General features: G+C 68.8%; 26 protein-coding genes and 1 tRNA gene. 12 read left to right on the top strand and 15 right to left on the bottom strand.

The genetic code is table 11. The features are described from left to right. Positions 1–179 precede the first annotated feature (179 nt). The 7 genes from O9344_RS06915 (at position 180) to O9344_RS06885 (ending at position 6,090) form a co-directional block, all read left to right on the top strand. Positions 180–800 carry a polysaccharide biosynthesis/export family protein gene (locus O9344_RS06915; RefSeq protein WP_298474568.1) on the top strand — a complete coding sequence of 207 codons (621 nt, stop codon included), beginning with the start codon at positions 180–182 and terminating at the stop codon, positions 798–800. Positions 801–813: 13 nt separating this feature from the next. Next, positions 814–1,932 (top strand): glycosyltransferase family 4 protein, encoded by a 1,119-nt coding sequence (locus O9344_RS06910; RefSeq protein WP_363321926.1) that lies wholly within the window; start codon positions 814–816, stop codon positions 1,930–1,932. A gap of 75 nt (positions 1,933–2,007) precedes the next feature. Next, positions 2,008–3,543, top strand: a complete 1,536-nt coding sequence (locus tag O9344_RS06905) for an undecaprenyl-phosphate glucose phosphotransferase (RefSeq protein WP_298474565.1) — start codon at positions 2,008–2,010, stop codon at positions 3,541–3,543. Continuing rightward, on the top strand, positions 3,540–4,772 hold the full coding sequence (locus O9344_RS06900) for an O-antigen ligase family protein (protein ID WP_298474563.1): 1,233 nt from the start codon (positions 3,540–3,542) through the stop codon (positions 4,770–4,772). The genes O9344_RS06905 and O9344_RS06900 overlap by 4 nt, the downstream gene beginning before the upstream one ends. 14 nt (positions 4,773–4,786) lie before the next feature. Beyond that, positions 4,787–4,863: transfer RNA gene (locus tag O9344_RS06895), tRNA-Pro, on the top strand. Positions 4,864–5,283: 420 nt separating this feature from the next. Continuing rightward, entirely contained in the window at positions 5,284–5,631 is a 348-nt protein-coding gene (locus O9344_RS06890; protein WP_298474561.1) for a hypothetical protein, read from the top strand. 54 nt (positions 5,632–5,685) lie between these two features. Then, complete coding sequence (locus O9344_RS06885) at positions 5,686–6,090, top strand: hypothetical protein (protein WP_298474559.1); 405 nt, start codon at positions 5,686–5,688, stop codon at positions 6,088–6,090. A 3-nt stretch (positions 6,091–6,093) separates the two neighbouring features. On the opposite strand, the gene O9344_RS06880 is transcribed toward O9344_RS06885, so the two are convergent. The 6 genes from O9344_RS06880 to O9344_RS06855 form a co-directional block, all read right to left on the bottom strand. Beyond that, the gene (locus O9344_RS06880) at positions 6,094–6,978 is read right to left on the bottom strand and encodes a MerR family transcriptional regulator (protein ID WP_298474558.1); all 885 of its coding nucleotides are present in this window, start codon (positions 6,976–6,978) and stop codon (positions 6,094–6,096) included. Positions 6,979–7,094: 116 nt separating this feature from the next. Continuing rightward, positions 7,095–7,442, bottom strand: a complete 348-nt coding sequence (locus O9344_RS06875) for an integration host factor subunit alpha (RefSeq protein ID WP_298474556.1) — start codon at positions 7,440–7,442, stop codon at positions 7,095–7,097. A gap of 103 nt (positions 7,443–7,545) precedes the next feature. Next, positions 7,546–8,523 carry a beta-ketoacyl-ACP synthase III gene (locus O9344_RS06870; protein WP_298474946.1) on the bottom strand — a complete coding sequence of 326 codons (978 nt, stop codon included), beginning with the start codon at positions 8,521–8,523 and terminating at the stop codon, positions 7,546–7,548. Continuing rightward, positions 8,517–9,581, bottom strand: coding sequence for a phosphate acyltransferase PlsX (plsX, locus tag O9344_RS06865; RefSeq protein WP_298474554.1), 1,065 nt, complete (start codon positions 9,579–9,581; stop codon positions 8,517–8,519). Before plsX ends, O9344_RS06870 begins: the two co-directional genes overlap by 7 nt. 127 nt (positions 9,582–9,708) lie before the next feature. Next, positions 9,709–10,269 carry a DUF177 domain-containing protein gene (locus tag O9344_RS06860; protein WP_298474552.1) on the bottom strand — a complete coding sequence of 187 codons (561 nt, stop codon included), beginning with the start codon at positions 10,267–10,269 and terminating at the stop codon, positions 9,709–9,711. A gap of 30 nt (positions 10,270–10,299) precedes the next feature. Beyond that, positions 10,300–10,839: a ubiquinol-cytochrome C chaperone family protein gene (locus tag O9344_RS06855; RefSeq protein WP_298474550.1), complete on the bottom strand. Its 540-nt coding sequence runs from the start codon at positions 10,837–10,839 to the stop codon at positions 10,300–10,302. 116 nt (positions 10,840–10,955) lie between these two features. Between O9344_RS06855 and O9344_RS06850 the strand changes: the two genes are divergently transcribed. Next, positions 10,956–11,450: an outer membrane protein assembly factor BamE gene (locus tag O9344_RS06850; RefSeq protein WP_298474548.1), complete on the top strand. Its 495-nt coding sequence runs from the start codon at positions 10,956–10,958 to the stop codon at positions 11,448–11,450. A gap of 139 nt (positions 11,451–11,589) precedes the next feature. Here the strand turns inward: O9344_RS06850 and O9344_RS06845 are convergent, their stop codons facing one another. After that, complete coding sequence (locus tag O9344_RS06845) at positions 11,590–13,746, bottom strand: sodium-translocating pyrophosphatase (RefSeq protein WP_298474546.1); 2,157 nt, start codon at positions 13,744–13,746, stop codon at positions 11,590–11,592. Positions 13,747–13,976: 230 nt separating this feature from the next. After that, positions 13,977–15,188, bottom strand: a complete 1,212-nt coding sequence (locus O9344_RS06840) for an MFS transporter (protein WP_298474544.1) — start codon at positions 15,186–15,188, stop codon at positions 13,977–13,979. 280 nt (positions 15,189–15,468) lie between these two features. Here O9344_RS06840 and O9344_RS06835 point away from each other — a divergent pair, with 280 nt between their 5' ends. From O9344_RS06835 to accC, 4 genes are all read left to right on the top strand, one after another. Beyond that, positions 15,469–16,578, top strand: coding sequence for an NADH:flavin oxidoreductase/NADH oxidase (locus O9344_RS06835; RefSeq protein WP_298474542.1), 1,110 nt, complete (start codon positions 15,469–15,471; stop codon positions 16,576–16,578). Positions 16,579–16,737: 159 nt separating this feature from the next. After that, positions 16,738–17,193 carry a type II 3-dehydroquinate dehydratase gene (aroQ, locus tag O9344_RS06830; protein ID WP_298474540.1) on the top strand — a complete coding sequence of 152 codons (456 nt, stop codon included), beginning with the start codon at positions 16,738–16,740 and terminating at the stop codon, positions 17,191–17,193. Between the two features lie 35 nt (positions 17,194–17,228). Continuing rightward, positions 17,229–17,714: an acetyl-CoA carboxylase biotin carboxyl carrier protein gene (gene accB / locus O9344_RS06825; RefSeq protein ID WP_298474538.1), complete on the top strand. Its 486-nt coding sequence runs from the start codon at positions 17,229–17,231 to the stop codon at positions 17,712–17,714. 10 nt (positions 17,715–17,724) lie between these two features. Beyond that, the gene (accC, locus tag O9344_RS06820; protein WP_298474536.1) at positions 17,725–19,086 is read left to right on the top strand and encodes an acetyl-CoA carboxylase biotin carboxylase subunit; all 1,362 of its coding nucleotides are present in this window, start codon (positions 17,725–17,727) and stop codon (positions 19,084–19,086) included. A gap of 18 nt (positions 19,087–19,104) precedes the next feature. Here the strand turns inward: accC and O9344_RS06815 are convergent, their stop codons facing one another. The 7 genes from O9344_RS06815 to O9344_RS06785 form a co-directional block, all read right to left on the bottom strand. After that, positions 19,105–19,764, bottom strand: a complete 660-nt coding sequence (locus O9344_RS06815; protein ID WP_298474534.1) for an HAD-IA family hydrolase — start codon at positions 19,762–19,764, stop codon at positions 19,105–19,107. Positions 19,765–19,824: 60 nt separating this feature from the next. Continuing rightward, complete coding sequence (locus tag O9344_RS06810; RefSeq protein WP_298474532.1) at positions 19,825–20,151, bottom strand: hypothetical protein; 327 nt, start codon at positions 20,149–20,151, stop codon at positions 19,825–19,827. 70 nt (positions 20,152–20,221) lie between these two features. Further along, positions 20,222–20,440, bottom strand: coding sequence for a hypothetical protein (locus O9344_RS06805; RefSeq protein ID WP_298474530.1), 219 nt, complete (start codon positions 20,438–20,440; stop codon positions 20,222–20,224). Continuing rightward, positions 20,440–22,053: an RluA family pseudouridine synthase gene (locus O9344_RS06800; protein ID WP_298474528.1), complete on the bottom strand. Its 1,614-nt coding sequence runs from the start codon at positions 22,051–22,053 to the stop codon at positions 20,440–20,442. Before O9344_RS06800 ends, O9344_RS06805 begins: the two co-directional genes overlap by 1 nt. Continuing rightward, entirely contained in the window at positions 22,050–22,433 is a 384-nt protein-coding gene (crcB, locus tag O9344_RS06795; RefSeq protein WP_298474525.1) for a fluoride efflux transporter CrcB, read from the bottom strand. The genes O9344_RS06800 and crcB overlap by 4 nt, the downstream gene beginning before the upstream one ends. 39 nt (positions 22,434–22,472) lie before the next feature. Further along, a complete protein-coding gene (locus O9344_RS06790) occupies positions 22,473–23,777 on the bottom strand; it encodes a replication-associated recombination protein A (RefSeq protein WP_298474523.1) in 1,305 nt (434 codons plus the stop codon). A 2-nt stretch (positions 23,778–23,779) separates the two neighbouring features. After that, a complete protein-coding gene (locus O9344_RS06785) occupies positions 23,780–25,204 on the bottom strand; it encodes a Do family serine endopeptidase (RefSeq protein WP_298474521.1) in 1,425 nt (474 codons plus the stop codon). Between the last annotated feature and the right edge of the window lie 60 nt (positions 25,205–25,264).

Genomic DNA, 25,264 nt, shown 5'->3' with positions numbered 1-25,264 from the left:
GTCATTACCTGCCACAACCCACTCCCGCCAAATGCACGTCAACATCAATGGGCTGATTAGAAAACATTAGGGTTGCCATCGGGTTAACCGGCCACACGCGAAACGCGCGCCTTGAGCCTTTGTTAACCACGACCGCCGATAGTGCGGCCATGGCTTCAGCGCTCTCATGGGGCACAGGCGTGACGCGTTCCATCCTTCTCCTGACGACAGCCTTGCTGCTGGCGGCCTGCGCCGGCCGGCCTGGCACGGGCCCTGGAACTATCGTCGACACCACACGCGGGCCGGTCGGCCCCGTGGGCCGGGAAGGCACGCTGGTTCCGCATGAGCAGATCCTGCCGCGCGGCCCTTACCTGCTCGACACCGGTGACCGCCTGCGGGTCGTGGTCTTCGGCCAGGAAGGCCTCACCAATTCCTATGCGGTCGATGCCACGGGCTCCATCGCCATGCCGCTGATCGGCCTCGTCCCAGCCGCCGGCAAGTCGACCGACAGCCTCGCCCGGGAGATCGCCGGCCGGCTGCGCGGCGGTTTCATCCGCGAGCCCAGCGTCTCCGTCGAGGTCGAGACCTACCGACCCTTCTTCATCATGGGCGAGGTCACGGCCGGCGGCCAGTTCCCCTTCGTCTCCGGCATGACGGCGCAGAACGCCATTGCCATCGCTGGCGGCTTCACGCCGCGCGCCAATCGCTGGAATGTCGAGGTGACGCGGAAGGTCAGCGGCCAGCTCTACCGCGCCGACGTGCCGCTTACCCATCCGCTGGCGCCCGGCGACACGGTGGTCGTTCGCGAGCGCTGGTTCTAGGCGGCGACTGGCCTTGGATCGCCCCCTCTCCATCGTCCATGTCATGCGCTCGCCTGTCGGCGGGTTGTTCCGCCACGTGGTGGACCTGGCCGGCGAGCAGGCGGCGCGCGGCCACCGGGTCGGCATTGTCGCCGATTCCACCACCGGCGGGGACCGCGCCGAGGCGATCTTCGCCGGACTGGCGCCGCTGCTCGCCCTCGGCCTCACGCGCGTGCCCATGGCGCGCGAGCTCGGACCCTCGGACTGGTCGGCCGGGCGGGCGGTCGCCGAGGTGCTTGCAAGGCATCAGGTCGACGTCGTCCACGGCCATGGCTCCAAGGGCGGCGCCTTCGCCCGCCTCGTCGGCGGTGGCAGGGTCAAGGCCTACACCCCCCATGGCGGCAGCCTGCACTATTCGCGCGGCACGCCGGTTGGCTTCGTCTATCTGACGCTCGAGCAGGTGCTCGCCGCCCGCACCGACCTCTTCCTCTTCGAGAGCCGCTACGGCCTCGGCGCCTTCGAGACCAAGGTGTGCAAGCCCAAGGGCCTCGTGCGCGTCGTCCATAACGGGGTGAGCGCCGGCGAATTCGCCCCCGTGCCTCTGCGCGACGATGCGACCGACCTCCTTTTCGTCGGCGAGTTGCGGCAGCTGAAGGGGGTCGACCTGCTCATCGACGCGCTCGCCCTCCTGAAGGCGCGAGGGCGGTCACTCACCGCGACTCTGGTGGGTGATGGGCCTGATGCGGCGGCCTTCCGCCAGCGCGTCATCGACAAGGATCTCTCGGCCAGCGTCAGTTTCGCCGGCGTCCTGCCGGCGCGCGAGGCCTTCGCCCGGGGCCGCATTCTCATCGCGCCGTCGCGGGCGGAATCGCTGCCCTACATCATCCTGGAAGCGGCGGCCGCCGGCGTGCCGCTGGTGACGACGGCGGTCGGCGGTATCGCCGAGATCTTCGGGCCGGATGCGCGCGCACTCGTCGCGCCCGGCAGCGACTGGGCGCTGGCCGAGGCCATCGCGCGCGCGCTCGACGAGCGCGACGAGACGGCGGCGCTCGCCGCGCGCCTGCGCGAGCGCGTGGAGGCGCAGTTCTCCGTCCGCGCCATGACCGACGGGGTGCTCACCGCCTATGCCGACGCCCTCGCGGCGCGCGCCTAAGCGCGGCCGGTCGCAAGCGAAAAGCAACCTTTTCCGGTTAATCCACGACCATAGGGAAGAGGGAGCGCCGCAGCCATGCTGGGGATCACGGGACGCGACATACTGAAGGCGGCCGAGACCGCCCCGTCGCCAGGGTCGAGCGACGAGCGACGCCCGCTATCGGAGCTCGCCACCCGCATTGCCGACGAGGCCGTCGGGCCCGTCTATTCGCCGGTGGTGCTGTCCGGGCTGGTCCGTCTCGTCGAATTCGCGGCGGTCCTCGCCCTTGGCGCCACGATCTATCTTGCCTGGGTCTTCCCGACCTACGGGGTGCAATGGCCCTCATTGATCGGGCTCTGCGTGGTCCCGGGGTTGACGCTCGCCGCCTTCCAGGCCGCAGGTCTCTACAACATCCACGTCTTCCGCACCCACGTCGCCCAGTTCAGCCGGCTGTTCTTCACCTGGACGCTGGTCTTCCTCGTGGCGATGGCGGCAGCCTTCTTCCTCAAGGCCGGCGAAGAGCTGTCGCGGCTCTGGCTCGGCACCTGGTACGGCATCGGCCTCGTCGCGCTGACCGCCGGCCGCGTCGGCCTCGCCCAGATGGTGCGGACCCTGTCGCGCGCCGGCCGCCTGCAGCGCCGCGCCGTCGTCGTCGGCGGTGGCGAACCGGCCGAGGAGCTCATCCGCTCCATCCTCGCCCAGTCCGATTCCGACGTGACGATCTGCGGCACCTTCGACGACCGCACCGACGAACGCTCGCCCGCCCATGCCGCCCATGTGCCGAAGCTCGGCACGGTGGACGATCTCCTCGAATTCGCCCGCCGCACCCGCGTCGACCTCGTCATCGTCACCATCCCGATGACGGCGGAGAAGCGCGTTCTGGACATGCTGCGCAAACTCTGGGTGCTGCCGGTCGATATCCGCCTCGCCGCCCACACCGCCAAGCTGCGCTTCCGCCCCCGCGCCTATTCCTACATCGGCAACGTCCCCGTCCTCGACGTCTTCGACAAGCCGATCCAGGACTGGGACGTCGTGCTGAAATGGGTGTTCGACAAGGTGGTGGGCACGGCGGCGCTGATCGCGCTCGCGCCGCTCTTCATCCTCACCGCCATCGCGGTGAAGCTCGACAGCCGTGGCCCGGTCTTCTTCCGCCAGAAGCGCTACGGCTTCAACAACGAGATGATCGAGGTCTTCAAGTTCCGCTCCATGTATACCGACATGAGCGACGCCACCGCCTCCAAGCTCGTCAGCAAGGGCGACCCGCGCGTCACCCGCGTCGGCCGGTTCATCCGCAAGACCTCGATCGACGAGCTGCCGCAGCTCTTCAACGTGGTGTTCAAGGGCAACCTGTCGCTGGTCGGCCCCCGCCCCCACGCCGCCCATGCGAAGGCCGCCGACAAGCTCTATGACGACGTCGTCGATGGCTATTTCGCCCGCCACAAGGTGAAGCCCGGCATCACCGGCTGGGCGCAGATCAACGGCTGGCGCGGCGAGACCGACACGCCCGAGAAGATCCAGCGCCGCGTCGAGCACGACCTCTACTACATCGAGAACTGGTCGGTGCTGTTCGACCTCTACATCCTCGCGATGACGCCGATCTCGCTGGCCAAGCACCGCGAGAACGCGTTTTGACCCTCGCCCTCCCCGCGACCGCCGCCGGGGGGATAGACCGCGCCGAGCCGCTGCGCCGCGCCGTCCTCTGGCTGATGCTGGTGGGCGGCGCCTTCGTCTTCGCCGAGCCGAGCCCATACGAGATCGGCGCGCTGGTGGCGATCCTCACCTTCATGGCGACGGGCGGGCTGCGCCTGCGCCCCGTTCACGGCCCCCTCGTCCTTATTCTCGTCATCTATTGCCTCGGGCTGACGACGGCGGCGATCCCTGTCCTGTGGGCGCCGAAGGTCGCCGTCTGGGTGGTCGTCTCCTGGTATCTCGCGCTCACCATGATCTTCTTCGCGGTGATCCTGGCGGACGAGACGGAGGGGCGCCTCGAGGTCATTCTGAAAGCCTGGACGCTCGCCGCCCTCATCGCGGCGGCGGCCGGCATTGCCGGCTATTTCCGCCTCTTTCCCGGCGCCTTCGACCTCTTCACCCTCTATGCCCGCGCCAAGGGCACGTTCAACGATCCCAATGTCTTCGGCCCCTTCCTGATCCTGCCCATGCTGATGGCGATGCAGGCCTTCTTCCGCGGGAATGCCGGCCAGATGGTCCGTGCCGGCGGCGTTCTCGCCGTCCTGCTCGTGGCGCTGCTGCTGTCCTTCTCGCGGGGCGCCTGGATCCATTTCGGCCTGTCGGCCGTCATCATGACCGCCCTGCTCTTTCTGACCGCGCAGAGCCGCGCCGAGCGGCTGCGCATTCTCGTCGTCGTCGGCCTCGGCGCCATCCTGCTGGCCGCCTTCGTCGGCGTGCTGCTCTCGATCGACAAGGTCGCCGAGCTGATGAAGGAGCGGGCGAGCTTCAACCAGAGCTACGATTCGGGCCCGATGGGCCGCTTCGGCCGCCATGCCTATGGCTGGCAGATGGCGCTCGACCTGCCCATGGGCATCGGGCCGCTGCAATTCACAAGGTTCTTCCCGGAGGACGTCCACAACGTCTATCTCAACGCCTTCATGTCCGGCGGCTGGACGGGTGGCATCGCCTACCACGTCCTCATCGGCGCGACGCTGGTCGTCGGCCTCGTTGCAGCCCTCGGCCGCTCGCCCGTCAGGCCCGCTGCGATCGCCGTCTTCGCCTGTTTCTGCGGCCTCGCCTTCGAGGGCCAGATCATCGACAGCGACCACTGGCGGCACTTCTGGGTGCTGGCCGGCCTGCTCTGGGGCCTCGCCCTCGCGAACCGGGTTGCAGTGGCGCGCGAAACGTCCTAAATCCCCCCCACGGTCGGAGTGTAGCGCAGCCCGGTAGCGCACTTGCATGGGGTGCAAGGGGTCCAGAGTTCAAATCTCTGCACTCCGACCAATTTTCCAAAAGCTCCAAACACATAAAAGCGCCTGCAGACGCGCATTGGGACGGTCTGTACCTCCAGTCACCCGTTCTGCCGATGTGTGCGAGGGCGCAAACTCATTGCCCTCGGTTCATAGCGCCGCATCGCCAGCTCGATCAGCCTCCTCACGTGTTCACACGCGAGAGATGGCGCCATGCGCTTCAAGCCCGATTGGAAGTTCATCGTCGAATATGTGTTCAAGATCCTTTTTGAGATCCTGAAATGGCTAATCGAGCAAGGCGCTGCCTAGACGCCGAAGCAGATCGATCGAAAGAAACGGCCGTCAACATCGGCGTCGACGGCGTCGGTTCGATCTACGACAACTCGGCAGGGATTGAGGCTTCGCGGAACCCATCCCCCTGTCCGGGGTTCTCCCCGGCCAGGAGGACCCCGTCATGAGCCTTATCGACCCGCGCAATCCCGACCGCATCCCGGTGGAACCGACACGGCTTGACGGCGGCCGTCGTGCCGATCTCGACCCGCCGACCGACCCGCGTATCGGCCGTTCGACCAGCGGCAACTGGGGCATGATCGGCGGCCTCGCGGCCGTCCTGGTGTTCGGCCTCATCATCTTCTCGATGATCGGCGGCCAACCCGCCGGCAACAATGCGACGACGCAGGCGAGCCAGCCCGCTCCGACGGCGCAGCCCGGCCTCCGGCAATGTGCCCAATCCGCCGGCGTGCAGCACCCCGGAGCCGGTCCGACTGCCCCATCGCTAGGCCGCGCCACGCCATCCTCTTGAAATGCCGCCGGCTCTCGCCCCACACTTCGTGGAGGGACTGGAGCGGGTGTCATCATGCAGGTGTCGACGCGGCTGAGGCCTCGGCTCATCGGCTGGGCGGGGATTGTCATTGTCCTCGTCCTGCCGGGCGCCATCGGCGCGGCCTATGTCGGCGCGCTGAATGCGGCAAGCTTCGATGACCGCAACCTGCTGTGGCAGGTGACGATCGGGCTCAGCCTTCTCATTGCCGTCGGCCCGCTCTGCATCATCTTCGGCAGCGAGGCGGTGAGCCGCCCCGACCCGGAGGCGCTGTCGCGCATCGACAAGATCATCGCCGAGCTCGAATTTGCCAACCAGCAGGCCGGACAGCTCGACCAGGGGCTGCAGACGGTGCGCGAGGTGGCCGACCACATGGCCCGCCGCATCGAGGAACAGGCCAAGGCGCCGCCGCCTCCACCGGCACCGCCCTGGCGGCGCTGATCCTCAGCGCGGGTCGAAGGCCTCGTCGAGGCGCTTGCGGCATTCCAGCAGTTCATAGAGGGCCGCCTGAAGACGGCGGATGTCGTCGGCGGCAAGCCGGGCCGCGGGCGGTGGAGGCGCGGCGTCGCGCAAGACCGGCCGCATGGAGGGCATGGGCGCCGGCGGCGCGGCCGCCGGGATGATCGGGGGCTCGGCAAGGGGGGCCGCGACTGCGGAGGGCGGCGCCGCATGGGCCGCGGACGCCGGAACCGCGACGAAAGGTGGCTCGACGCGGGGCGCCGGTGCCGGCCGGGCCGGCGGGATCACCGCCGGGCGGGCGACGAGAGGCCGGGGGTCGACAGGCGCCGCCATGGCGGCAGGCGCAGAAACAGGCGCGGGCGGAGGCGCTGCCGGCGCCGGCCGGGCGATGGTCGTCGGCGGCAGGTCGAGCGGCTCGTCGTCTTCCATCTCCGGCTCGTCGTCCTCGCCGAGATCGGCGGGGATGAAGGGCGGCGCGGGATAGGCGGCCTCGGCGAAGACGGGAACGCGGGTGCCGGCGCGGGCCGGTGCCGCGTCGGGCTCGCGGCCGGGGTCGATGATCTCGGGCCCGCGCGGCTTCTGCAGCGGAGAGGCCCCCTCGCCCCGGCCCAGCGCCTGGATCGCCTTGACGCCGTTCTCCTTGATGATCCGCTGGACGCCGCGGATCGTGTAGCCCTCGCCATAGAGAAGGTGGCGAATGCCCTTCAGGAGATCGATGTCCTCGGGACGGTAATAGCGACGGCCGCCGCCGCGCTTCAGCGGGCGGATCTGGCTGAACCGCGTCTCCCAGAACCGCAGGACGTGCTGCGGCAGGTCGAGGTCATCAGCGACCTCACTGATCGTGCGGTATGCGTCGGGGGCCTTGTCCACGCTCGTCGTGCTTTACTGAAAGGCGCGATGGCAAAGGGACATCGGGCCGCGCAACGGTGGCGGATTCGTGACGTCGGGGCAATCGCGGCCGCAAGGTTCGCGGACCGCGGGATGTGTCAGTCCTTCAGGCCCTCGGCGCTCTGGCCGTTGATCTTGGCCTTGAGGATGTTCGAAGGCTTGAAAACCATGACCCGGCGGGGCGCGATGGGCACTTCCTGGCCGGTTTTGGGGTTGCGACCGATGCGCTCGCCCTTGGACCGGACGACGAAGGACCCGAAGGAGGAGAGCTTCACCGTCTCGCCATCGGCGAGGCAATCGGTGATCTCGCGCAGGACGAGTTCGACGAGCTGGGCGGATTCCGTCCGCGACAGGCCGACCTTCTGATAGACCGCCTCGCACAGATCCGCACGCGTGACCGTCCTGCCCGCCATGTTCACCCCCAGCATCGGCTTCTGATCGGGCATCCCTTGCGGCAAGACAGCCGGGGACAGCTCCTTATCACTCTGATTTTGCTATCATTATGGGGTCGCTCCGCGACGGTCAACCCATTGTTCGCCGACGATCCTGCTACCAGCGGACCAGCGCCGAGCCCCAGGTGAAGCCGCCGCCCATGGCCTCGAGCATGACGAGGTGGCCCGGCTGGATGCGGCCGTCGCGCACCGCCACGTCGAGAGCGAGCGGAATGGAGGCGGCGGAGGTGTTGCCGTGACGGTCGACGGTAATGACGACCTTCTCCGGGGCGATCTTCAGCTTCTCGGCGGACGCGTCGATGATGCGCTTGTTGGCCTGGTGCGGCACGAACCAGTCGAGGTCGGACGAGGTCGTGCCGGTGGCGGCATAGGCGTCGTTGATGACGTCGGTGATCATGCCCACGGCGTGTTTGAAGACCTCGCGGCCCTCCATGCGCAGGTGGCCGACCGTCTGGGTCAGCGAGGGGCCGCCGTCGACATAGAGCTTGGCGGTGTGGCGGCCATCGGAGCGCAGATGGGTGGTGAGGATGCCGCGGCCGCCCGGCCCGTCGGGCTGGTCCTGCGCCTCCAGAACGACGGCGCCGGCGCCGTCGCCGAACAGCACGCAGGTGGTGCGATCGGTCCAGTCGAGGATGCGCGAGAAGGTCTCGGCGCCAATGACGAGGGCGCGCTTGTGGCTGCCCGAGCGCAGGAACTTGTCGGCGGTGGCGAGCGCGAAGACGAAGCCGGAGCAGACAGCCTGCAGGTCGAAGGCCGCGCCGTGGCGGATGCCGAGCTTGTCCTGGATCGTCGTGGCGCTGGCCGGGAAGGTCCGGTCGGGCGTCGAGGTGGCAAGAACGATCAGGTCGATGTCCTGCGCATCCAGGCCGGCGGCAGCGAGCGCATTGCGGGCGGCGGCAAGGCCGAGATCGGAGGTCGTCTCGCCCTCCGCGGCGATGTGCCGCTCACGGATGCCCGAGCGCTGGACGATCCACTCGTCGGAGGTGTCGACGATGGTGGAGAGTTCGGCATTGGTCATGACGCGGGCGGGCAGATAGCTGCCCACGCCGCGCACCACGGTGCGAAGGGTCACGATGCGGCCTCGACAGGAGCGGCCGGGGAAACCGGACGCAGGGCGTGATAGGCTTCGAGCATGGAGCGGATCTTCGCCTGGAGATCGTAACGCGCCATGTCATAGGCGAGGTCGACGGCGCTGGCGAAGCCGAGCGCGTCGGTGCCGCCATGGCTCTTGATGACGATGCCGTTGAGGCCGAGGAAGACCGCGCCGTTGCTCTTCCGGGGGTCCATCTTCTCGCGCAGCGTCGCGAAGGCGTTGCGGGCGAGAAGATAGCCGAGGCGGGCGCGCCACGTGCGCGACATGGCCGAGCGCAGGTACTCGCCGATCTGCTTGGCGGTGCCCTCGCCGGTCTTCAGCGCGATATTGCCAGTGAAGCCCTCGGTGACGATGACGTCGGTGACGCCCTTGCCGATATCGTCGCCCTCGACGAAGCCGCGATAGTCGAGCGAGGGCAGATTCGCCTCGCGGAGGATCTGGCCGGCCTCGCGGATGAATTCGAGGCCCTTGACCTCCTCGACGCCGATATTGAGCAGGCCGACGGTCGGGCGCTCCAGGTCGAAGACGACGCGCGCCATGGCTGCGCCCATCACCGCCATGTCGACAAGGGCCGCGGCATCGGCGCCGATCGAGGCGCCCATGTCGAGCACGATGGATTCGCCGCGCAGCGTCGGCCAGAGCGCCGCCAGCGCCGGCCGTTCGACATAGGCCATGGTCTTGAGGTTGAAGGCGGCCATGGCCATCAGCGCGCCGGTATTGCCGGCGGAGACCGCGGCGTCGGCACGGCCGTACTTCACCTCGTCGAGGGCCCGCCACATCGAGGAGACGCGACGACCGTAGCGCAGCGCGCGCGAGGGCTTGTCGTCCATGCGGATGGCGACGTCGGCATGGACGATGGTCGAACGCGCCTTGACGCGGGGATTGGCGGCGAGAAGCGGCGTGATCTGACGCTCGTCCCCGACCAGGACGAATTCGAGGTCCGCGTGACGCGACAGCGCGATCTCCGCTCCCGGCACGACGACGGAGGGGCCGAAATCTCCCCCCATGGCGTCGAGGGCCAGCCGTACCTTATCGGACATACGACGTTCCGTTGCGTGGGCCGCCATGGCGCACCGTCGGGAGACAGCACGACCCCGGGGCCGCGGGAGCCGGGACAATAGCGTCTGGGACTGCCTGCACAAGAGGCAGGCGGTCCGCGGCGCCTGTTTAGGTCCCGCGCTTCAATTTGGAAAGTCCCGCGAAGGGCGAGGCCTCGCCCATGCCCTCAGGCTTCTCGAAGACGGCGTCGGGCTTGCGCGGATAGGGATCGACACCGAGGGCGAGGAATTCCGCGGCGATGGCGGCGGCGTCGATGGCCCCGCCGACCAGCGGATCATCGGCCGCATGGGAGGCGTCGATGGACAGGCCATCCTCCTCGTCCTCGACGAGCTTGGTGGTGATCTTGTCCTCCGGACGGAAGCTGATCTCCACCTCCTCGTCGATGCGGCTCACCATCGGCTCGAGCGTGACGACGCAGGTCTGGTCGACCTCTGCGGTGACGCGCCCTTCTACCGCAAGGCCGTCGCCGCGATAGGGCCGCACATGGATGTCGAGGTCGAAGGCTCGCAGCGCGGCGACCCCGATCTGGGCAGCGAGAGCTGCGCGGTCGGCCTCATTGAGGTCACGGCGGCGCACATGGAGCCCGCCCGCGGGCACGTCGACCAGCCGCACCGGCCAGCGCGGCATCTGTGGCGTTTCGGCGCGGGGGCGCCCGGTCTCTCCGGTCATGCCGCTCCTCCAGTCATGCCGCGTCTCCATTCATGCCGCGTCTCCTTGGGGCGGCGGCGGGAAGGCAACCTCGCCCGCCAGGAACGATTCGTAGGGGACGGCGGCGAAATGCGCGGCGGTCCGCCGCATATAGGCCGCGAGCTCCTGCGTGTCCGCACCGGGCGAGGCCAGCACGTTGCGGGCCAGCGCCGCCTCCAGAAGGCCAGGATCCTCCGCGGCGAGGGCCTCGTCATAGGCCTGGACGCGGCCATAGAAGGCCTCGCCCATCTGCCGGATCTTGCGCGGCACCTTGGTGTCGGACACCCCGACTTCGCGCAGACCCCGGTCGAAATCGAGGAACAGCCGGTCAAACAGCGCCTGGCCGAGTTCGCGCCGCTCCTCGCTCTCACCCTTCAGCCGATGCAGGACGAGGAACGCGTGGAGCACCACCATTTCGAAGCGGCCCCAGAGCGTATCCGGCACGCCGCAGGCTGTGTAGAAGACGGGCTCACGAGCCTGCGCCACGATGGTGCCGTAAAGGCTATCGATGGTCGGCTCGCTCTTCTTCCGCCGAAACAGGCCGAGTATCATCCGGTTTTCCGCCTTCGGGTTGAAATGGTGGCGGACGGGAGTTAAGTCAACGCGCCCGCGTGTCAAGCGAGGGCGTCCGCCAGAGGTGGCGTCCGGTGGGAAAAGGTCGTTCGCGCATGAAGTCCGTTCCGTCTCGTTCCCTGCAGGTGATGGCCGTCGCCGGCTTTGGCGCACTTCTCGCCGCCTGTTCGCAGGGGCCGTCGATGTCGTCGCTTACGCCGAGCCTGCCCTCCCCCACGCAGTTCCGGGTCGGCGAGACCTTCAACCGCGGCTATGTTCCTAACGAGGAAGCCCTCGCGCAGGTGAAGGAAGGCAACAGCCAGGACCAGGTGATGATCGCGCTCGGAACGCCGACGACGATCTCCACTATCAATGGCGACGTCTTTTATTACATCTCCGAGAAGCAGACCCGCACCTTCACCTTCCAGACCCCGCAGACGGTGGAGCGCAACGTCCTCGCCGTCTACTTCAACGGCCAGCGGAAGGTCGAGCGCATCGCCAATTACGGCCTGCAGGACGGCAAGGTCTTCGACTTCATCTCGCGCTCGACGGTCACCGGCGGCGAGGAGGCGAACCTTTTGCGCCAGATCATCTCTGGCCCGCGCACCTGACGGCGGACAGATCCGCTGGTTCGGTCGAGCCCCGCTTCGGCGGGGCTTTTTCGTGGGGAAAATCCCCTGCCACGCCAGCCAAACGAAAGCCCCACGGGATCGCTCCCGCGGGGCTTCGCATGTCACGCCGGGGCGAGGCTCAGTGGGCGAGGATCGCCAGGAGCAGCAGCGCCACGATGTTGCAGATCTTGATGGCCGGGTTCACGGCGGGACCCGCCGTGTCCTTGTAGGGGTCGCCGACAGTGTCGCCGGTCACCGAGGCCTTGTGCGCGTCGGAGCCCTTCAGGTGCCGGACGCCGTCCTTGTCGACGAAGCCGTCCTCGAAGCTCTTCTTGGCATTGTCCCAGGCGCCGCCACCGGACGTCATCGAGATGGCGACGAAGAGGCCGTTGACGATCACGCCGAGCAGCGAGGCGCCGAGGGCCGCGAAGGCCGAAGCCTTCGAGCCTGACATGGCCAACACCGCGAAATAGGCGACGATGGGGGCCAGGACCGGCAGCAGCGAGGGGATAATCATCTCCTTGATCGCCGCCTTGGTCAGCATGTCGACGGCGCGGGCATAGTCCGGCTTGTCGGTGCCGGCCATGATGCCCGGCTTCTCCTTGAACTGGCGACGGACCTCTTCCACCACCGAGCCGGCGGCGCGGCCGACCGCGGTCATGGCGATGCCGCCGAACAGGTAGGGGATGAGACCACCGAAGATCAGGCCGGCGACGACATAGGGGTCCGACAGGTCGAACGAGACCGGCGTCATGCCCTTAAAGTAGCTGTAGGCCGTCGAGCCCGCCTTGTTGGCCTCGGTGATGAAGTAGTTGAGGTCGTAGCTGTAGGCGGCGAAGAGAACGAGGGCGCCGAGGCCGGCCGAACCGATCGCATAGCCCTTGGTGACGGCCTTGGTGGTGTTGCCGACCGCGTCGAGCGCGTCGGTGGAGTGACGCACTTCCTTCGGCAGGCCGGCCATCTCGGCAATGCCACCGGCATTGTCGGTCACCGGGCCGAAGGCGTCGAGCGCGACGATCATGCCGGCGAGGCCGAGCATGGTGGTCACCGCGATCGCCGTGCCGAAGAGACCGGCCAGCTGGAAGGTGGAGATGATGCCGCCGACGATGACGATGGCGGGCAGCGCCGTCGATTCCAGCGAGACCGCGAGGCCCTGGATGACGTTGGTGCCGTGGCCGGTGACGGAGGCCTGGGCGATCGAGACCACCGGGCGCTTGCCGGTCCCGGTGTAGTACTCGGTGATCCAGACGATCAGGCCGGTGACGACGAGGCCGATGAGGCCGCAGGCGAACAGGGCCGAACCGGTGATCGTCTTGCCGCCGACGGTGCCGATCGGGCCCCAGCCGGTGACGAACTGCGTCGCGATGGCGAGGCCGCCGATTGACAGCACGCCGGTGACGATGAGGCCCTTGTAGAGGGCGCCCATGATCGAGTTGTCGGCGCCGAGCTTCACGAAGAAGGTACCGGCGATCGAGGTGACGATGCAGACCGCGCAGATGGCGAGCGGATAGATCAGCGCCGACTGCAGGGCCGAGGTGCCGGCGAAGAAGATCGCCGCGAGAACCATCGTGGCGACGACGGTCACCGCATAGGTCTCGAAGAGGTCGGCGGCCATGCCGGCGCAGTCACCGACGTTGTCACCGACATTGTCGGCGATGGTGGCGGGGTTGCGCGGGTCATCCTCGGGGATGCCGGCCTCGACCTTGCCGACGAGGTCGGCGCCGACATCGGCGCCCTTGGTGAAGATGCCACCGCCGAGACGGGCGAAGATCGAGATGAGCGAGGCGCCGAAGCCGAGGGCGACAAGGCCGTCGATCACGGTGCGGCTGGTCGGGGCGTAGCCGCCGGGACCGGTCAGGGCCCAGAAGTAGACCGCAACACCGAGCAGGGCGAGGCCGGCAACAAGGAGGCCGGTGACCGCGCCCGCCTTGAAGGCGATGTCGAGGCCCGCGGCCAGCGACTGGGAGGCCGCCTGTGCGGTGCGGACATTGGCGCGCACCGACACGTTCATGCCGATGAAGCCGGCAGCGCCCGACAGAACCGCGCCGATCAGGAAGCCGAGGGCGACGATCGTGCCGAGCAGCCAGCCGACCAGGACGAGGATCACCGCACCGACGATGCCGATCGTGATGTACTGTCGCTTCAGGTAAGCGGAGGCGCCTTCGGCAATGGCACCGGCGATCTCTTGCATGCGCGCCGATCCGGCGTCGGCGGCCATGAGCGACTTGGTCGCCCAGACGCCATAGACCACGGACAACAGTCCGCAGCCGATGATGACCCACAAAGCTGTATTCATCGATGTTTCCTCTGTCCCGTCGGCCCATGGGGGCCGCCGTCCTGCCTCGGGGGGCGGAGTTGGCTGCTCGTCTTGTTTTGAGGCGGGACGGCTGACAGCCGACCTCACCGCGAGTCCGGGCACATTTCTGCCAAAGTCCCTGCGGCGAAGCAACGCGCCCAGGGGCTCCTGGGCTCGTCCTTTCGGCGGTTATGCAGGGATTTGGAACGATTAGAGGTCGAAGCGCCGGCTCAGGCCGGGACGGGCTGCCGGCGAGCGCCGACAACAAGGGCCACGGCGGCCACCGCGACGATGGGGAAGACCACCCAATTGACCATGTCCCAGCCATAGGTCGTGACGATCTTGCCCGAGGAGAACGAGCCGATGGCCATCACCCCGAAGACGCAGAAATCGTTGACCGACTGAACGCGGGTGCGCTCCTCGGGCCGCGCGGTCGCGGCAACCATGGCGCTGGCGCCGATATAGCCGAAGTTCCAGCCGAGCCCGAGCAGAACGAGCGCCACATAGAAATGCGGCACCGTGATCCCGAGAAGCGCCACCACCGCCGAGAGCGCGGTCAGGACGAGGCCGACCGCCACCACGCGCGGTGCGCCATAGCGGGCGATGAGGCTGCCGGTGAAGAAGCTCGGCGCATACATGGCGATGACGTGCCACTGGATGCCGTAGGCCGCATCGTCGATCGAATGGTTGCAACCGATCATGGCGAGCGGGGCGGCCGTCATGACGAAGTTCATCAGCATGTAGGTGGCCGCGCCGCAGATGACCGCGGTGAGGAAGGCGGGGTTCTTGAAGAACTCGATCGTGGGGCGCGACACCGTGCCGGCCGGCGCCGGCTTCGGCTTGGGAATGTCGATGAAGGACAGGATGACGCCGGCGAGCAGCGCCACCACGGCCTGGCCGATATAGGTGCCGGCAAAAAGGACCGGCGGCAGGGCGTCCTTTGTCCAGACCACGAGTTGAGGACCGACCACGCCGGCGATGACGCCGCCGGTCATCACCCAGGAAATGGCCTTGGGCCGGAAGGCATCCGAAGCGGTATCGGCGGCGGCGAAGCGATAGCTCTGGGCGGCGGAGGCGTAGAACCCGGCGCAGAAGGTCGCGATGCAAAAGATCGGAAAGCTTGCCAGCGTGACGCCGAGATAGCCGAACAGGCCGGTGAGCATGCCGGCGAAGGTCGCCAGCTGGTAGGCGGTGCGGCGGCCATAGCGGCGCACCAGCATGCCGACGGGCAGCGAGGCCGCGGCGAGGCCCACGACGAAGATGGAGATCGGCAGCGTGGCCAGCGACCGGACCGGGGCGAGCTGCGCGCCGACAATGGCGCCCGTCGCGAACATCACTGTGGTGTTGGCGCCCGCGAGCGCGGTCGCCACTGCGAGGATGACGGCGTTGCGCCGCGCGAGGCGGTCGCCCATGGCGTCGGCGTCGGAGGTCATGGCGGTCATGGGCATCACGCGGGGCGGGACGATCGGATCGCCATGCGGGGCACCGCAGGAGAGACGATCTCCCGGACAAGCCAGGGACAGATGATGGTTCTCTAGTGTGATTTGGCCCCACCTGCCATCGGATCGAAGGAGGGAGAGGGCTGCGCCCAGCACATGCGGCAAATGCACCGCCCGCAGCTCCCCATGCGTCACCCTTGGCAGACGAGCTCTGCGCCCCAGCTAGTTGCGGGCGCCGGGCCTTTCAGGTCCCCTCGCCTCCCAGCCGCCGCCAGAGACCATCATGAGCCAGCTCTTCACGCCCTTCGCCATGGGCCCCGTCACCCTGCCGAACCGCATCGTCGTGGCACCAATGTGCCAGTATTCGGCCGACGATGGCTGCATGAACGACTGGCACCTGCAGCACCTCATGAACCTCGCCATGTCCGGCGCCGGGCTGGTGGTCGTCGAGGCGACGGCGGTGGAGCGGCTCGGCCGCATCACCCATGGCTGCGTCGGCCTCTACAACGACGCCAACGAGCGGGCACTGAAACGTGTCCTCGACGCGGCACGGGCGGTGGCCCTGCCCGGCACGAAATTCGGCATCCAGATCGGCCATGCCGGCCGCAAGGCCTCGTCGGAGCGCCCCTGGGAGGGCGGTGGCCCGCTGAAGGACAATGCCGACCCCTGGGCGACGGTCGGGCCCTCCGCCATCCCCTTCGACGAGGGCTGGCACATGCCGCGCGAGATGACCGCGCAGGACAAGCTGCGGATCGCCCAGGCCTTCGTCGATGCCGCCAAGCGCGCCGTGCGCCTCGGCTTCGACGCGGTCGAGCTCCACATGGCCCACGGCTATCTGCTCCACTCCGTCATCAGCCCGATCTCCAACACCCGAACCGACGGGTTCGGCGGCAGCCGCGACAACCGCTTTGCCTGGCCCCTGTCCATCGCCGCGGCGGTTAAGGCGGCGCTGCCCGCCCATGTGGCGCTCGGCGCCCGCATCACCGGGCAGGACTGGACGGATGAGGGCCTGCAGGTCGCCGACGCCGTGGCGCTCGCCGCCGAGCTCAAGGGCGCCGGCCTCGATTTCGTCTGCGTTTCCTCAGGCGGCGTCACCCCGCGCATCCGCATCGCCGTGAAGCCGGGCTATCAGGTGCCCTTTGCCGCGGCGGTGAAGGCCGGCAGCGGCATTGGCACCCGCGCGGTTGGCCTCATCAACACGCCGAGCCAGGCCGAGGAGGTCATCACCTCGGGTGCCGCCGACATGGTCGCCATCGGCCGCGGTCTCCTCGACAACCCGCGCTGGGGCTGGCACGCGGCCGAGGAGCTCGGCGTCGAGCTGACCTATCCGCCGCAATATGCCCGGGTCGCCAAGAAGGTCTGGCCGGGGGCGGCACTGGCAAGGCCGGCGTGAGGCCGGGCCGCCCATCCACACCCTCGCTTTGCTTCCGCCGCCGTTGCGCCTATAAGGGCCCGCCCGTGACGCGGCTTCCGCCGCAGGGCGCGTGATCGATTCCGGCCCGCCGGCCCGGTCGCGCCACGGACCCTCGACGCGGATCCAAGACCCCGGCGCATGAGCACCGTCCTCATCCTCAACGGCCCGAACCTCAATCTCCTCGGCACGCGCGAACCGGCCATCTACGGCGCGACGACGCTCGCCGATGTCGAGGTGATGTGCCGGGACGAGGCGGCAAAGCACGGCCTGACCTCGGACTTCCGCCAGTCCAACCACGAGGGCGTGCTCATCGACTGGCTGCACGAGGCCGGCCGCGCTTTTGCCGCCGGCACGCTCAAGGGCGTCATCTTCAATGCCGGCGCCTATACCCACACCTCGCTCGCCCTCGCCGATGCCGTCCGCGGCACCGGGGTGCCGATGATCGAGGTGCACATCACCAACGTGCACGCGCGCGAGGCGGTGCGGCACCATTCCTTCCTTTCACCCGTCGCGCGCGGCATCATCGTGGGGCTCGGCCCCATGGGATACGCGCTCGCCATCGCCGCCGTCGCGGCGCTTCCGGCCAAGGCGTGAGCGGCCCCCGCCGCGCCGAGCCCCAAGAGGCCACCATGAACAAAGGCAAATCCTCCATCGATACGGCGATGATTCGTGAGCTGGCCCAGGTGCTGGCCGACACGGACCTCACCGAGATCGAGATCGAGCTCGAGGCGCTGAAGATCCGCGTCGCCCGCCAGGTCACCGTCCATGCGACAGTGGCGGCGCCGGTGGCCGCAGCCCCCGCGCCGGCTCCGGTGGCGGCCGCTGCGGCCCCCGCCGCCGTCGCGGCTCCTGCGGCCTCGGGCGAGGATCCGCGCAAGCATCCCGGCGCCGTGCCCTCGCCCATGGTCGGCACCGCCTATCGTCGCGCCTCGCCGGACGCCAAGCCCTTCGTCGAGATCGGCTCGGTGGTGAAGGAGGGCGAGCGCATCTGCCTCATCGAGGCGATGAAGACCTTCAACGACATCGTCGCGCCGCGCTCCGGCACGGTGACGCGCATCCTGTTCGACGACGGCCGGCCGGTCGAATACGGCGAGCCGCTGATGATCATCGAGTGAGCGCAGCGCCATGTTCAACAAGGTGCTGATCGCCAATCGTGGTGAGATCGCCCTGCGCGTCCTTCGGGCGTGCAAGGAGCTGGGGATCGCCACGGTCGCCGTCCATTCCACGGCCGATGCCGATTCGATGCATGTGAAGCTCGCCGACGAGAGCGTCTGCATCGGCCCGCCCTCGGCCCGCGAGAGCTATCTCAACATTCCCTCGCTGCTTGCGGCCTGCGAGATCACCGGCGCCGAGGCCGTCCATCCCGGCTACGGCTTCCTCTCCGAGAATGCCCGCTTCGCCGAGATCCTCGAGAGCCACGGCATCACCTTCATCGGGCCGAAGTCCGAGCATATCCGCATCATGGGCGACAAGATCGAGGCCAAGCGCACGGCGAAGCGCCTCGGCATCCCGACCGTCCCGGGTTCGGAAGGCGGCATTTCCGACGACGAGGAGGCCCGCAAGGTCGCCGCCGAGATCGGCTTCCCCGTCATCATCAAGGCGGCTGCCGGCGGCGGCGGGCGCGGCATGAAGGTTGCCCGCTCGGCCGATGAGCTGGAGGTCGCCCTGCAGACCGCCAAGACCGAGGCCAAGGCCGCCTTCGGCGACGACGCGGTCTATATCGAGAAATATCTCGGCAAGCCCCGCCACATCGAGATCCAGATCCTCGGTGACGGCCAGGGCAATGCCATCCATCTCGGCGAGCGCGATTGCTCGCTGCAGCGCCGCCACCAGAAGGTCTGGGAGGAAGGCCCCTCCCCGGTAATCACGCCGGAGCAGCGGGCCGAGATCGGCGGCATCTGCGCCAAGGCCATGGCCGATATGGGCTATGTCGGTGCCGGCACGATCGAGTTCCTCTACGAGGACGGGCAGTTCTTCTTCATCGAGATGAACACCCGCATCCAGGTCGAGCATCCGGTGACCGAGATGATCACCGGTGTCGATCTCGTCAACGAGCAGATCAAGATCGCCTCGGGCCAGAAGCTCTCGGTCAAGCAGTCGGACATCGTCATCGAGGGCCATGCCATCGAGTGCCGCGTGAACGCCGAGAACCCCGCGACCTTCCGGCCCTCGCCGGGCAAGCTCAACCTGTTCCATACGCCCGGCGGCATCGGCGTGCGCGTCGACAGCCACGCCTACCAGGGCTACACGATCCCGCCGAATTACGACTCGCTGGTCGGCAAGCTGATCGTCCATGGCCGGACGCGGGCCGAGTGCCTGGCGCGCCTGCGCCGCGCCCTCGACGAGTTCGTGGTGGACGGGATCGAAACAACGCTGCCGCTGTTCCGCACCCTCGTGCGCAACCCCTCGATCATCGCCGGCGACTACGACATCCACTGGCTGGAGAAGTTCCTCGCCGGCGAGGCCGCGAAGGCTGACAAGGCCTGAGCGCAGCCGAGTCCAGCCTCACACGCCCCATAGACGCTTCAGGATCGCCGGGACCTCTCCATAGGTTCCGGCGATCGCGTTTGGGCGGGAGCGGAGCAGCGCCTCCGACGCATGGTAGCCCCATGTGACGGCGATGGAGCCGACGCCGGCCGCATGGGCCATGTCGATGTCATAGGTCGTGTCGCCGATCATCACCGTGTCCTCGGGGACCGCGCCGACCTCGGCCATTGCCTGAAGAATCATGCCGGGATGCGGCTTCGACGGCGCGTCATCGGCGGTCTGGATGGTGGCGAAGTGGTCGATGAGCCCGTGATGGGTCATGACGATGCGGACGCCGCGCTGCGACTTGCCGGTGGCGATGCCGAGGGCCGCCTTCTCAGCCGCCACCCACTCGATCACCTCACGGCAGCCGGGATAGAGCGGCTCGGCATGGCCATGCTTCTGCCGCTCGGCATGGAAGGCGCCCTTGTAGGCCTCGATCAGCGCGGGAATGTCGGCATCGTCCGGGCTGGTCAGGACCGCGAAAGCCTCAAACAGCGACAGGCCGACGATCGAGAGCGTCGCCTCGCGGCTGGGCGGGGTGCGGCCTAGCGACAGAAAGGCCGCATCCATGCAGGCGACGATAAGGTGCTGGCTGTCGACGAGGGTGCCGTCGCAGTCGAAGATGACGAGCTTCACGAAAGGCGCTCCGGGGAACCGGAGCGCCTTGTGGGCTGTCGCGCGACGAAGATCAACGGGTCAGCCGAAGCGACAGGACCGCACGGCCATCCGGAACTCCGGCGTGCGCGGGATGTAGCCATGGGCGCGGACGGACTGACGGCACTCGACGATGCGGGCGAGATCCGGGCGGCGGGCGCGCAGGCAGTCGAGGACGGCGGCGCGGACGGCGGGTCCGCGATAGCCGCGGGCGCGGGCCTCCTGCCGGCACTCGAAGCGCTCGGCGCGCAGTTCGGGATTGCCGCGGCCGGGACCGGGGCCATAGCCGAAGGGCTGGGCGCTGGCTGGCGCGATGGCGGAGAGGCCGAGGAGGCCGGCGAGCAGAAGGCCTGATGTCGAGCGGATCATGGGAGGTCTCCAGAGCGGGGTGATGGCCGCTTGTCGGCCTTGCCTGCTGAACCTCACCTGAATCCGCCGTTCAGCGGCGCTCGCGCTCCAGCGTCTCGACACGGGTCTCGAGAGCGGCGATGCGCCGCTCGGCGAGGTCGTTGGCCCGGCGGAGTTCGGCGACGAGGTCGGCCATGGCGCGATCGCCGCCCGGCACGGTGCGGATCACCCGCCGCGTCACCATGACGATGAGTGCGAGGATGGCGAAAAGGGCCGCTGCGGTGACGTAGATCCAGCCCGTCAGGGACATCACTCCTCCGGCGCCTCGACGATGGGATCGTAGCGCGACACATCCCAGCCGAGGAGGTTGAAGGTCTGCTCCATGTGCGGCGGCAGCGGCGCCGAGACGTCGATCGTGCCCTTGCCGCGGGGATGCGGCACGACAAGACGGCGGGCATGAAGATGCAGCTTGTGCTGGATACCGCCGGGGATCTCCCAGTTCTCGACGTCGAAATATTTGGGGTCGCCGATGATGGGATGGCCGATCTCGGCGGCGTGAACGCGCAGCTGGTGGGTACGGCCGGTGACCGGCTTCATCGACAGCCAGGACAGCTTCTGCGCCATGGTGTCGATGACGGCGTAGTAGCTCACCGCGTGGCTGGCGCCCTTCTCGCCGTGCTTGGCGATGCGCATGAAGCTCTCGTCCTCGCGCTCTTCCTTGGCAAGATAGGTGGAGACGCGGCCCTGACGGGGCTTCGGCACGCCGGCCACCACCGACCAGTAGATCTTGCGGGCGGCGCGGGTGCGGAAGGTTTTCGCCAGCGCGGCCGCGGCAAAGCGGCTCTTGGCGACGAGCAGGCAGCCCGACGTGTCCTTGTCGAGGCGGTGGACGAGGCGCGGACGCTGGCCGTCCTCGTCGGTGAGCACCGCCAGCATCCCGTCGAGATGTTTCTTGGTGCCGGAGCCACCCTGCACGGCGAGGCCCGCCGGCTTCGACAGGACGAGGACGTCGGCATCCTCATAGAGCGTGATGGAGGCGAGGAAGCCGGCGACATCCTCGCCGACCTTGGCCGACATGGGGCGCGCCTGGTCGAGCTTCAGCGGCGGCACGCGCACGGCCTGGCCGGCCTCGAGCCGGTCCTTGGTCTCGACGCGGCGGCCGTTCACGCGCAGCTCGCCCTTGCGGACGATGCGCTGGATGTAGCTGAACGAGAGCTGGGGAAAGCGCGCCGCGAGGAAGCGGTCGACGCGCATGTCCGCCTCGTCATCCGTGACGGTGAGGGTCTGGACGCCGGTCTGCAATGTCTCGGTGGCGGCGGCCTTCAGCTCGGCGCGGGTGGGACCCGCCGGCGGCGGGGCTGCCGGGCGCTCGCGGCGCGGGGCCGGACGATCCTCGGACGGGGCGGACCGCACCGGCCTCTCGGCACGGCTCTCGCGAGGCGCAGCACGGGACGGGCGATCCGGACGCGAGGGACGCTCGTCGCGGGCGGGACGCGCCGGCCGGCGGCTCGGGCGCTCTTCCTCGAAGCCGACCATGTCGAGATCCGCCTCCGGCGACCAGGAAGGCTCGGGCAGGTCCCAGTCATCGGCGCGGCCGCGACGCGGCGATCCGTCAAACGAGCGGAGCTCCGATGGGTCCGGCCGCTCGCGGCGCGCGGGACGCTCGGCGCGGTCAGGACCGTCGAAGCGCGGGCGGCGTTCGTCGCGGCGGCCGGCCTCGCCCTCGGGGCCGCGGCGCGGACGGCTATCGGCCTCCTCGGGGCTGCGCGGCGGGCGCTTGGCGGCGGGGCGGCCCTCCTTGGCGAAGGCGGGCTTGCCCCCCTTGGCGGGCGGACGCCCGGACCCGGCGCGGGCGGGTCCGCGCGGACCTGCCGGCGCTCCCGGCTTCGATCCGCGACCCGGCGGTTTGCCCCTGCCCTTCATGAGAAGCTCCTGATGACTGCAAGGCCGACCGCGACGGCCGCGATCGAGAGAACCACCGAGGCCCCGACATAAAGGGCGGCGCCGGCATAGTCACCCCGCTCGACCAGGGTCATGGCATCGAGGGAGAAGGCGGAGAAGGTGGTGAAGCCGCCGAGGATGCCGGTGGTGAGGAAGAGGCGGAGCTCCTGGCTCCAGGCCATCTCGGCGCGGAAAGCGAGCCATCCCGCGATCAGGCCCATGAGCAGCCCGCCGACGACATTGATGATCAGCGTGCCGGCGGGAAAGCCCGGTCCGAAGGCCTTGAGCGACCAGATGTTGACGCCGTGGCGCAGCGAACCACCGATGCCGGAGCCGATAAAGACGAGGAGGACCTTGGTCATGGATGAAGGCGTAGCGGATGGCGCGCCGGCCGTGAAGCGTCAGCGGCCGCGTTCCTTCCGGAGTTTCGCCCACCAGTCCATGCGCTTGGCGATCTCGCGCTCGAAGCCGCGCTCCACCGGCCTGTAGAGCGATTGCCGGCCGATGGCCTCCGGCCAGTAATTCTGGCCGGAGAAGGCGTCGGGCTCGTCGTGGTCGTAGCGATAGCCTTCGCCATAGCCCTCGGATTTCATCAGCTTGGTCGGGGCGTTGAGGATGGTCTTCGGCGGCATGACGCTGCCGCGCTCCTTGGCCAGCGCCTGCGCCGCCTTCCAGGCGGTGTAGGCGGCATTGGATTTCGGCGCGGTGGCGACATAGACGACGGCATTGGCGAGTGCGAGTTCGCCCTCGGGGCTACCGAGGAAGTCATAGGCGTCCTTGGCGGCATTGGCGACGACGAGCGCCTGCGGATCGGCGAGGCCGATATCCTCCACCGCCATGCGCACGACGCGGCGGGCGATGAAGAGCGGGTCCTCGCCGGCGTCGAGCATCCGCGCGAGATAGTAGAGCGCCGCGTCCGGATCCGAGCCGCGCACCGTCTTGTGGAGCGCGGAGATGAGGTTGTAGTGCCCCTCCTGCGCCTTGTCGTAGATCGGCGCGCGCCGCTGGACGACGCCCGACAGGCCGGCCGTGTCGAAGACCTCGCCCTCGCCCGCCGCGCGCCAGACCTCCTCGGCGAGTGTCAGGATGGCGCGGCCGTCGCCATCGGCCATGCGGACCAGCGCGGCCCTCGCCTCGGAATCGAGCGGCAGCGGCTTGTCCTCCAGCACCTCGGCGCGGGCGAGGAGCTTTTCCAGCGCCTCGTCGTCGAGGGCGCGGAAGGTCAGGACGCGGGCGCGGGAGAGCAGCGCGGCGTTGAGTTCGAAGGACGGGTTCTCGGTGGTTGCGCCGACGAGCGTCACCGTGCCGTCCTCGACCACGGGCAGGAAGGCGTCCTGCTGCGAGCGGTTGAAGCGGTGGATCTCGTCGACGAAGAGCAGCGTGCCGCGGCCCTGCATGCGGCGGGAGCGGGCCTGTTCAAACACCTTTTTCAGGTCGGCGACGCCGGTGAAGATCGCCGAGATCTGGTCGAAGGCGAGATCGGTCTCGCCGGCGAGCAGACGCGCCACGGTGGTTTTCCCCGTGCCCGGCGGTCCCCAGAAGATCAGCGAACCGAGGGAGCGCGAGCGCAGGAGCCGCGTCAGCGCCCCGTCGGGGCCGGTCAGGTGCTCCTGTCCGGCGACCTCGGCCAGCGTCTGCGGCCGCAGGCGGTCGGCAAGCGGCCGCGGCGCCTTGGGGTCGGGGCCGGCGGCCTCGAAGAGGTCCACCTTCAGCCGCCCAGCATCGACGAGATGATCTGGCCGCCGCGGTCAATCTGGAAGCGCCAGAGCCGGGCGCGCTGGGCGGTGACCTCGCGTAGGTCGTCAGGCCTTGCGATCTCGCGGCCATTGACGCCGACCACGACGTCGCCGGGCTGGAGGCCGACCTGGGCCGCGGCGGAATTGGGCTCCACGGCCATGACGACGACGCCATCACTGCGATGGCTGACCCGCAGCTCGTCCGCCATGCCCGGGGCCAGCGTCGCGACGCGGGCGCCGGCAAAGGGCGACGGGCCGGTGATGGTGATGGCGTCCTGGCCGCCGGGCGGGGCCGGCTCGAGGGCCACCGGAACGACGAGGGCACGGCCGTTGCGGGTGACGGCGATGCTCGCCATGCCGCCGATGGGCTTCACGCCGAAGCGGTAGCCGAAGCCGTCGGGATCCTCGACCGCCTGATTGTCGACGGCGGTGATGAGGTCGCCGGCGCGGAGCCCAGCGCGGGCGGCGGGCGAGTTGGGGACCACCGAGACCACGAGCGCTCCGGTGGGCCGCGCGAGGCGAAGGCTCTCCGCGACATCGGCGGTGACGTTCTGCAGCCGGCCGCCGAACCAGGGCCGGCGGACGGTCTGGCTGCCGGCCTTGGCCGATTCGACGACGAGGCGGACAAGCGCGGTCGGAATGGCGAAGCCGATGCCGTGGCTGCCGCCGGAGCGGGAGAAGATGGCGGTGTTCACACCGATGAGGCGGCCGCTCATGTCGACCAGCGCGCCGCCGGAATTGCCGGGATTGATGGCGGCGTCCGTCTGCACGAAGGACTGGTAGTCGGCAACGCCGACCTGCGTGCGGGCGAGCGCCGAGACGATGCCCTGCGTCACCGTCTGGCCGACGCCGAAGGGATTGCCGATGGCGAGGACGATGTCGCCGACCTCAAGGGCGTCGGAATCGCCGACCTCGATCACCGCCAGTTCCGGCGGGGGGTTGCGCAGCTTGAGGACCGCAAGGTCGGTGCGGGGATCGCGGAGCACGATGTCCACTTCGAACTCGCGCCGGTCGGCGAGCGCCACCTTCACCTCCGTCATGTTTTCCACGACGTGGTTGTTGGTGATGACGAGGCCGGACCGCTCGACGATGACGCCGGAGCCGAGCGAGCGGGCGACCTCGGCGCGCTGCGGCCCGCCCTGGCGGCCCTGCCCGCCCCGGTCGCCGAAGAACCGGCGGAAGATCGGGTCATCGAAAAAGGGATGGGCCTGGACCTGCTCGACGCGCGAGCCATAGACATTGACCACGGCGGGCGCGGCCCGCTTCACCACGGGAGCAAACGAGAGCTGAACCTCGGCGCGGGTCGCAGGTGCCTGGCGGGGCGCCTGCGCAAGGGCGGGCGCGGCCGAGAGGAGCGCGACGGCCGCGGCGGTGGCGAAGGCGGTGAATCTGGTCATGGCGGCAATATAGGCGCGCTACCCCGAGCCCGGAAGGGAAGGCAGGCGCCCGATGCGCCC

This window comes from Phreatobacter sp., from assembly GCF_027532945.1.
Taxonomy (GTDB): domain Bacteria; phylum Pseudomonadota; class Alphaproteobacteria; order Rhizobiales; family Phreatobacteraceae; genus Phreatobacter.
This window is presented reverse-complemented; position numbering and strand designations above follow the sequence as displayed.

What these genes read in the sequence shown, in the direction of transcription:
- plsX (WP_298474554.1), bottom strand. Translation starts at nt 9,581, where the DNA reads ATGTCCGATAAGGTACGGCTGGCCCTCGACGCCATGGGGGGAGATTTC.
- accC (WP_298474536.1), top strand. Translation starts at nt 17,725, where the DNA reads ATGTTCAACAAGGTGCTGATCGCCAATCGTGGTGAGATCGCCCTGCGC.
- O9344_RS06890 (WP_298474561.1), top strand. Translation starts at nt 5,284, where the DNA reads ATGAGCCTTATCGACCCGCGCAATCCCGACCGCATCCCGGTGGAACCG.
- O9344_RS06905 (WP_298474565.1), top strand. Translation starts at nt 2,008, where the DNA reads ATGCTGGGGATCACGGGACGCGACATACTGAAGGCGGCCGAGACCGCC.
- O9344_RS06850 (WP_298474548.1), top strand. Translation starts at nt 10,956, where the DNA reads ATGAAGTCCGTTCCGTCTCGTTCCCTGCAGGTGATGGCCGTCGCCGGC.
- O9344_RS06860 (WP_298474552.1), bottom strand. Translation starts at nt 10,269, where the DNA reads ATGACCGGAGAGACCGGGCGCCCCCGCGCCGAAACGCCACAGATGCCG.
- O9344_RS06835 (WP_298474542.1), top strand. Translation starts at nt 15,469, where the DNA reads ATGAGCCAGCTCTTCACGCCCTTCGCCATGGGCCCCGTCACCCTGCCG.
- crcB (WP_298474525.1), bottom strand. Translation starts at nt 22,433, where the DNA reads ATGACCAAGGTCCTCCTCGTCTTTATCGGCTCCGGCATCGGTGGTTCG.
- accB (WP_298474538.1), top strand. Translation starts at nt 17,229, where the DNA reads ATGAACAAAGGCAAATCCTCCATCGATACGGCGATGATTCGTGAGCTG.
- O9344_RS06800 (WP_298474528.1), bottom strand. Translation starts at nt 22,053, where the DNA reads ATGAAGGGCAGGGGCAAACCGCCGGGTCGCGGATCGAAGCCGGGAGCG.
- O9344_RS06845 (WP_298474546.1), bottom strand. Translation starts at nt 13,746, where the DNA reads ATGAATACAGCTTTGTGGGTCATCATCGGCTGCGGACTGTTGTCCGTG.
- O9344_RS06785 (WP_298474521.1), bottom strand. Translation starts at nt 25,204, where the DNA reads ATGACCAGATTCACCGCCTTCGCCACCGCCGCGGCCGTCGCGCTCCTC.
- O9344_RS06875 (WP_298474556.1), bottom strand. Translation starts at nt 7,442, where the DNA reads ATGCCCGATCAGAAGCCGATGCTGGGGGTGAACATGGCGGGCAGGACG.
- O9344_RS06840 (WP_298474544.1), bottom strand. Translation starts at nt 15,188, where the DNA reads ATGACCGCCATGACCTCCGACGCCGACGCCATGGGCGACCGCCTCGCG.
- O9344_RS06810 (WP_298474532.1), bottom strand. Translation starts at nt 20,151, where the DNA reads ATGATCCGCTCGACATCAGGCCTTCTGCTCGCCGGCCTCCTCGGCCTC.
- O9344_RS06885 (WP_298474559.1), top strand. Translation starts at nt 5,686, where the DNA reads ATGCAGGTGTCGACGCGGCTGAGGCCTCGGCTCATCGGCTGGGCGGGG.
- aroQ (WP_298474540.1), top strand. Translation starts at nt 16,738, where the DNA reads ATGAGCACCGTCCTCATCCTCAACGGCCCGAACCTCAATCTCCTCGGC.
- O9344_RS06805 (WP_298474530.1), bottom strand. Translation starts at nt 20,440, where the DNA reads ATGTCCCTGACGGGCTGGATCTACGTCACCGCAGCGGCCCTTTTCGCC.
- O9344_RS06855 (WP_298474550.1), bottom strand. Translation starts at nt 10,839, where the DNA reads ATGATACTCGGCCTGTTTCGGCGGAAGAAGAGCGAGCCGACCATCGAT.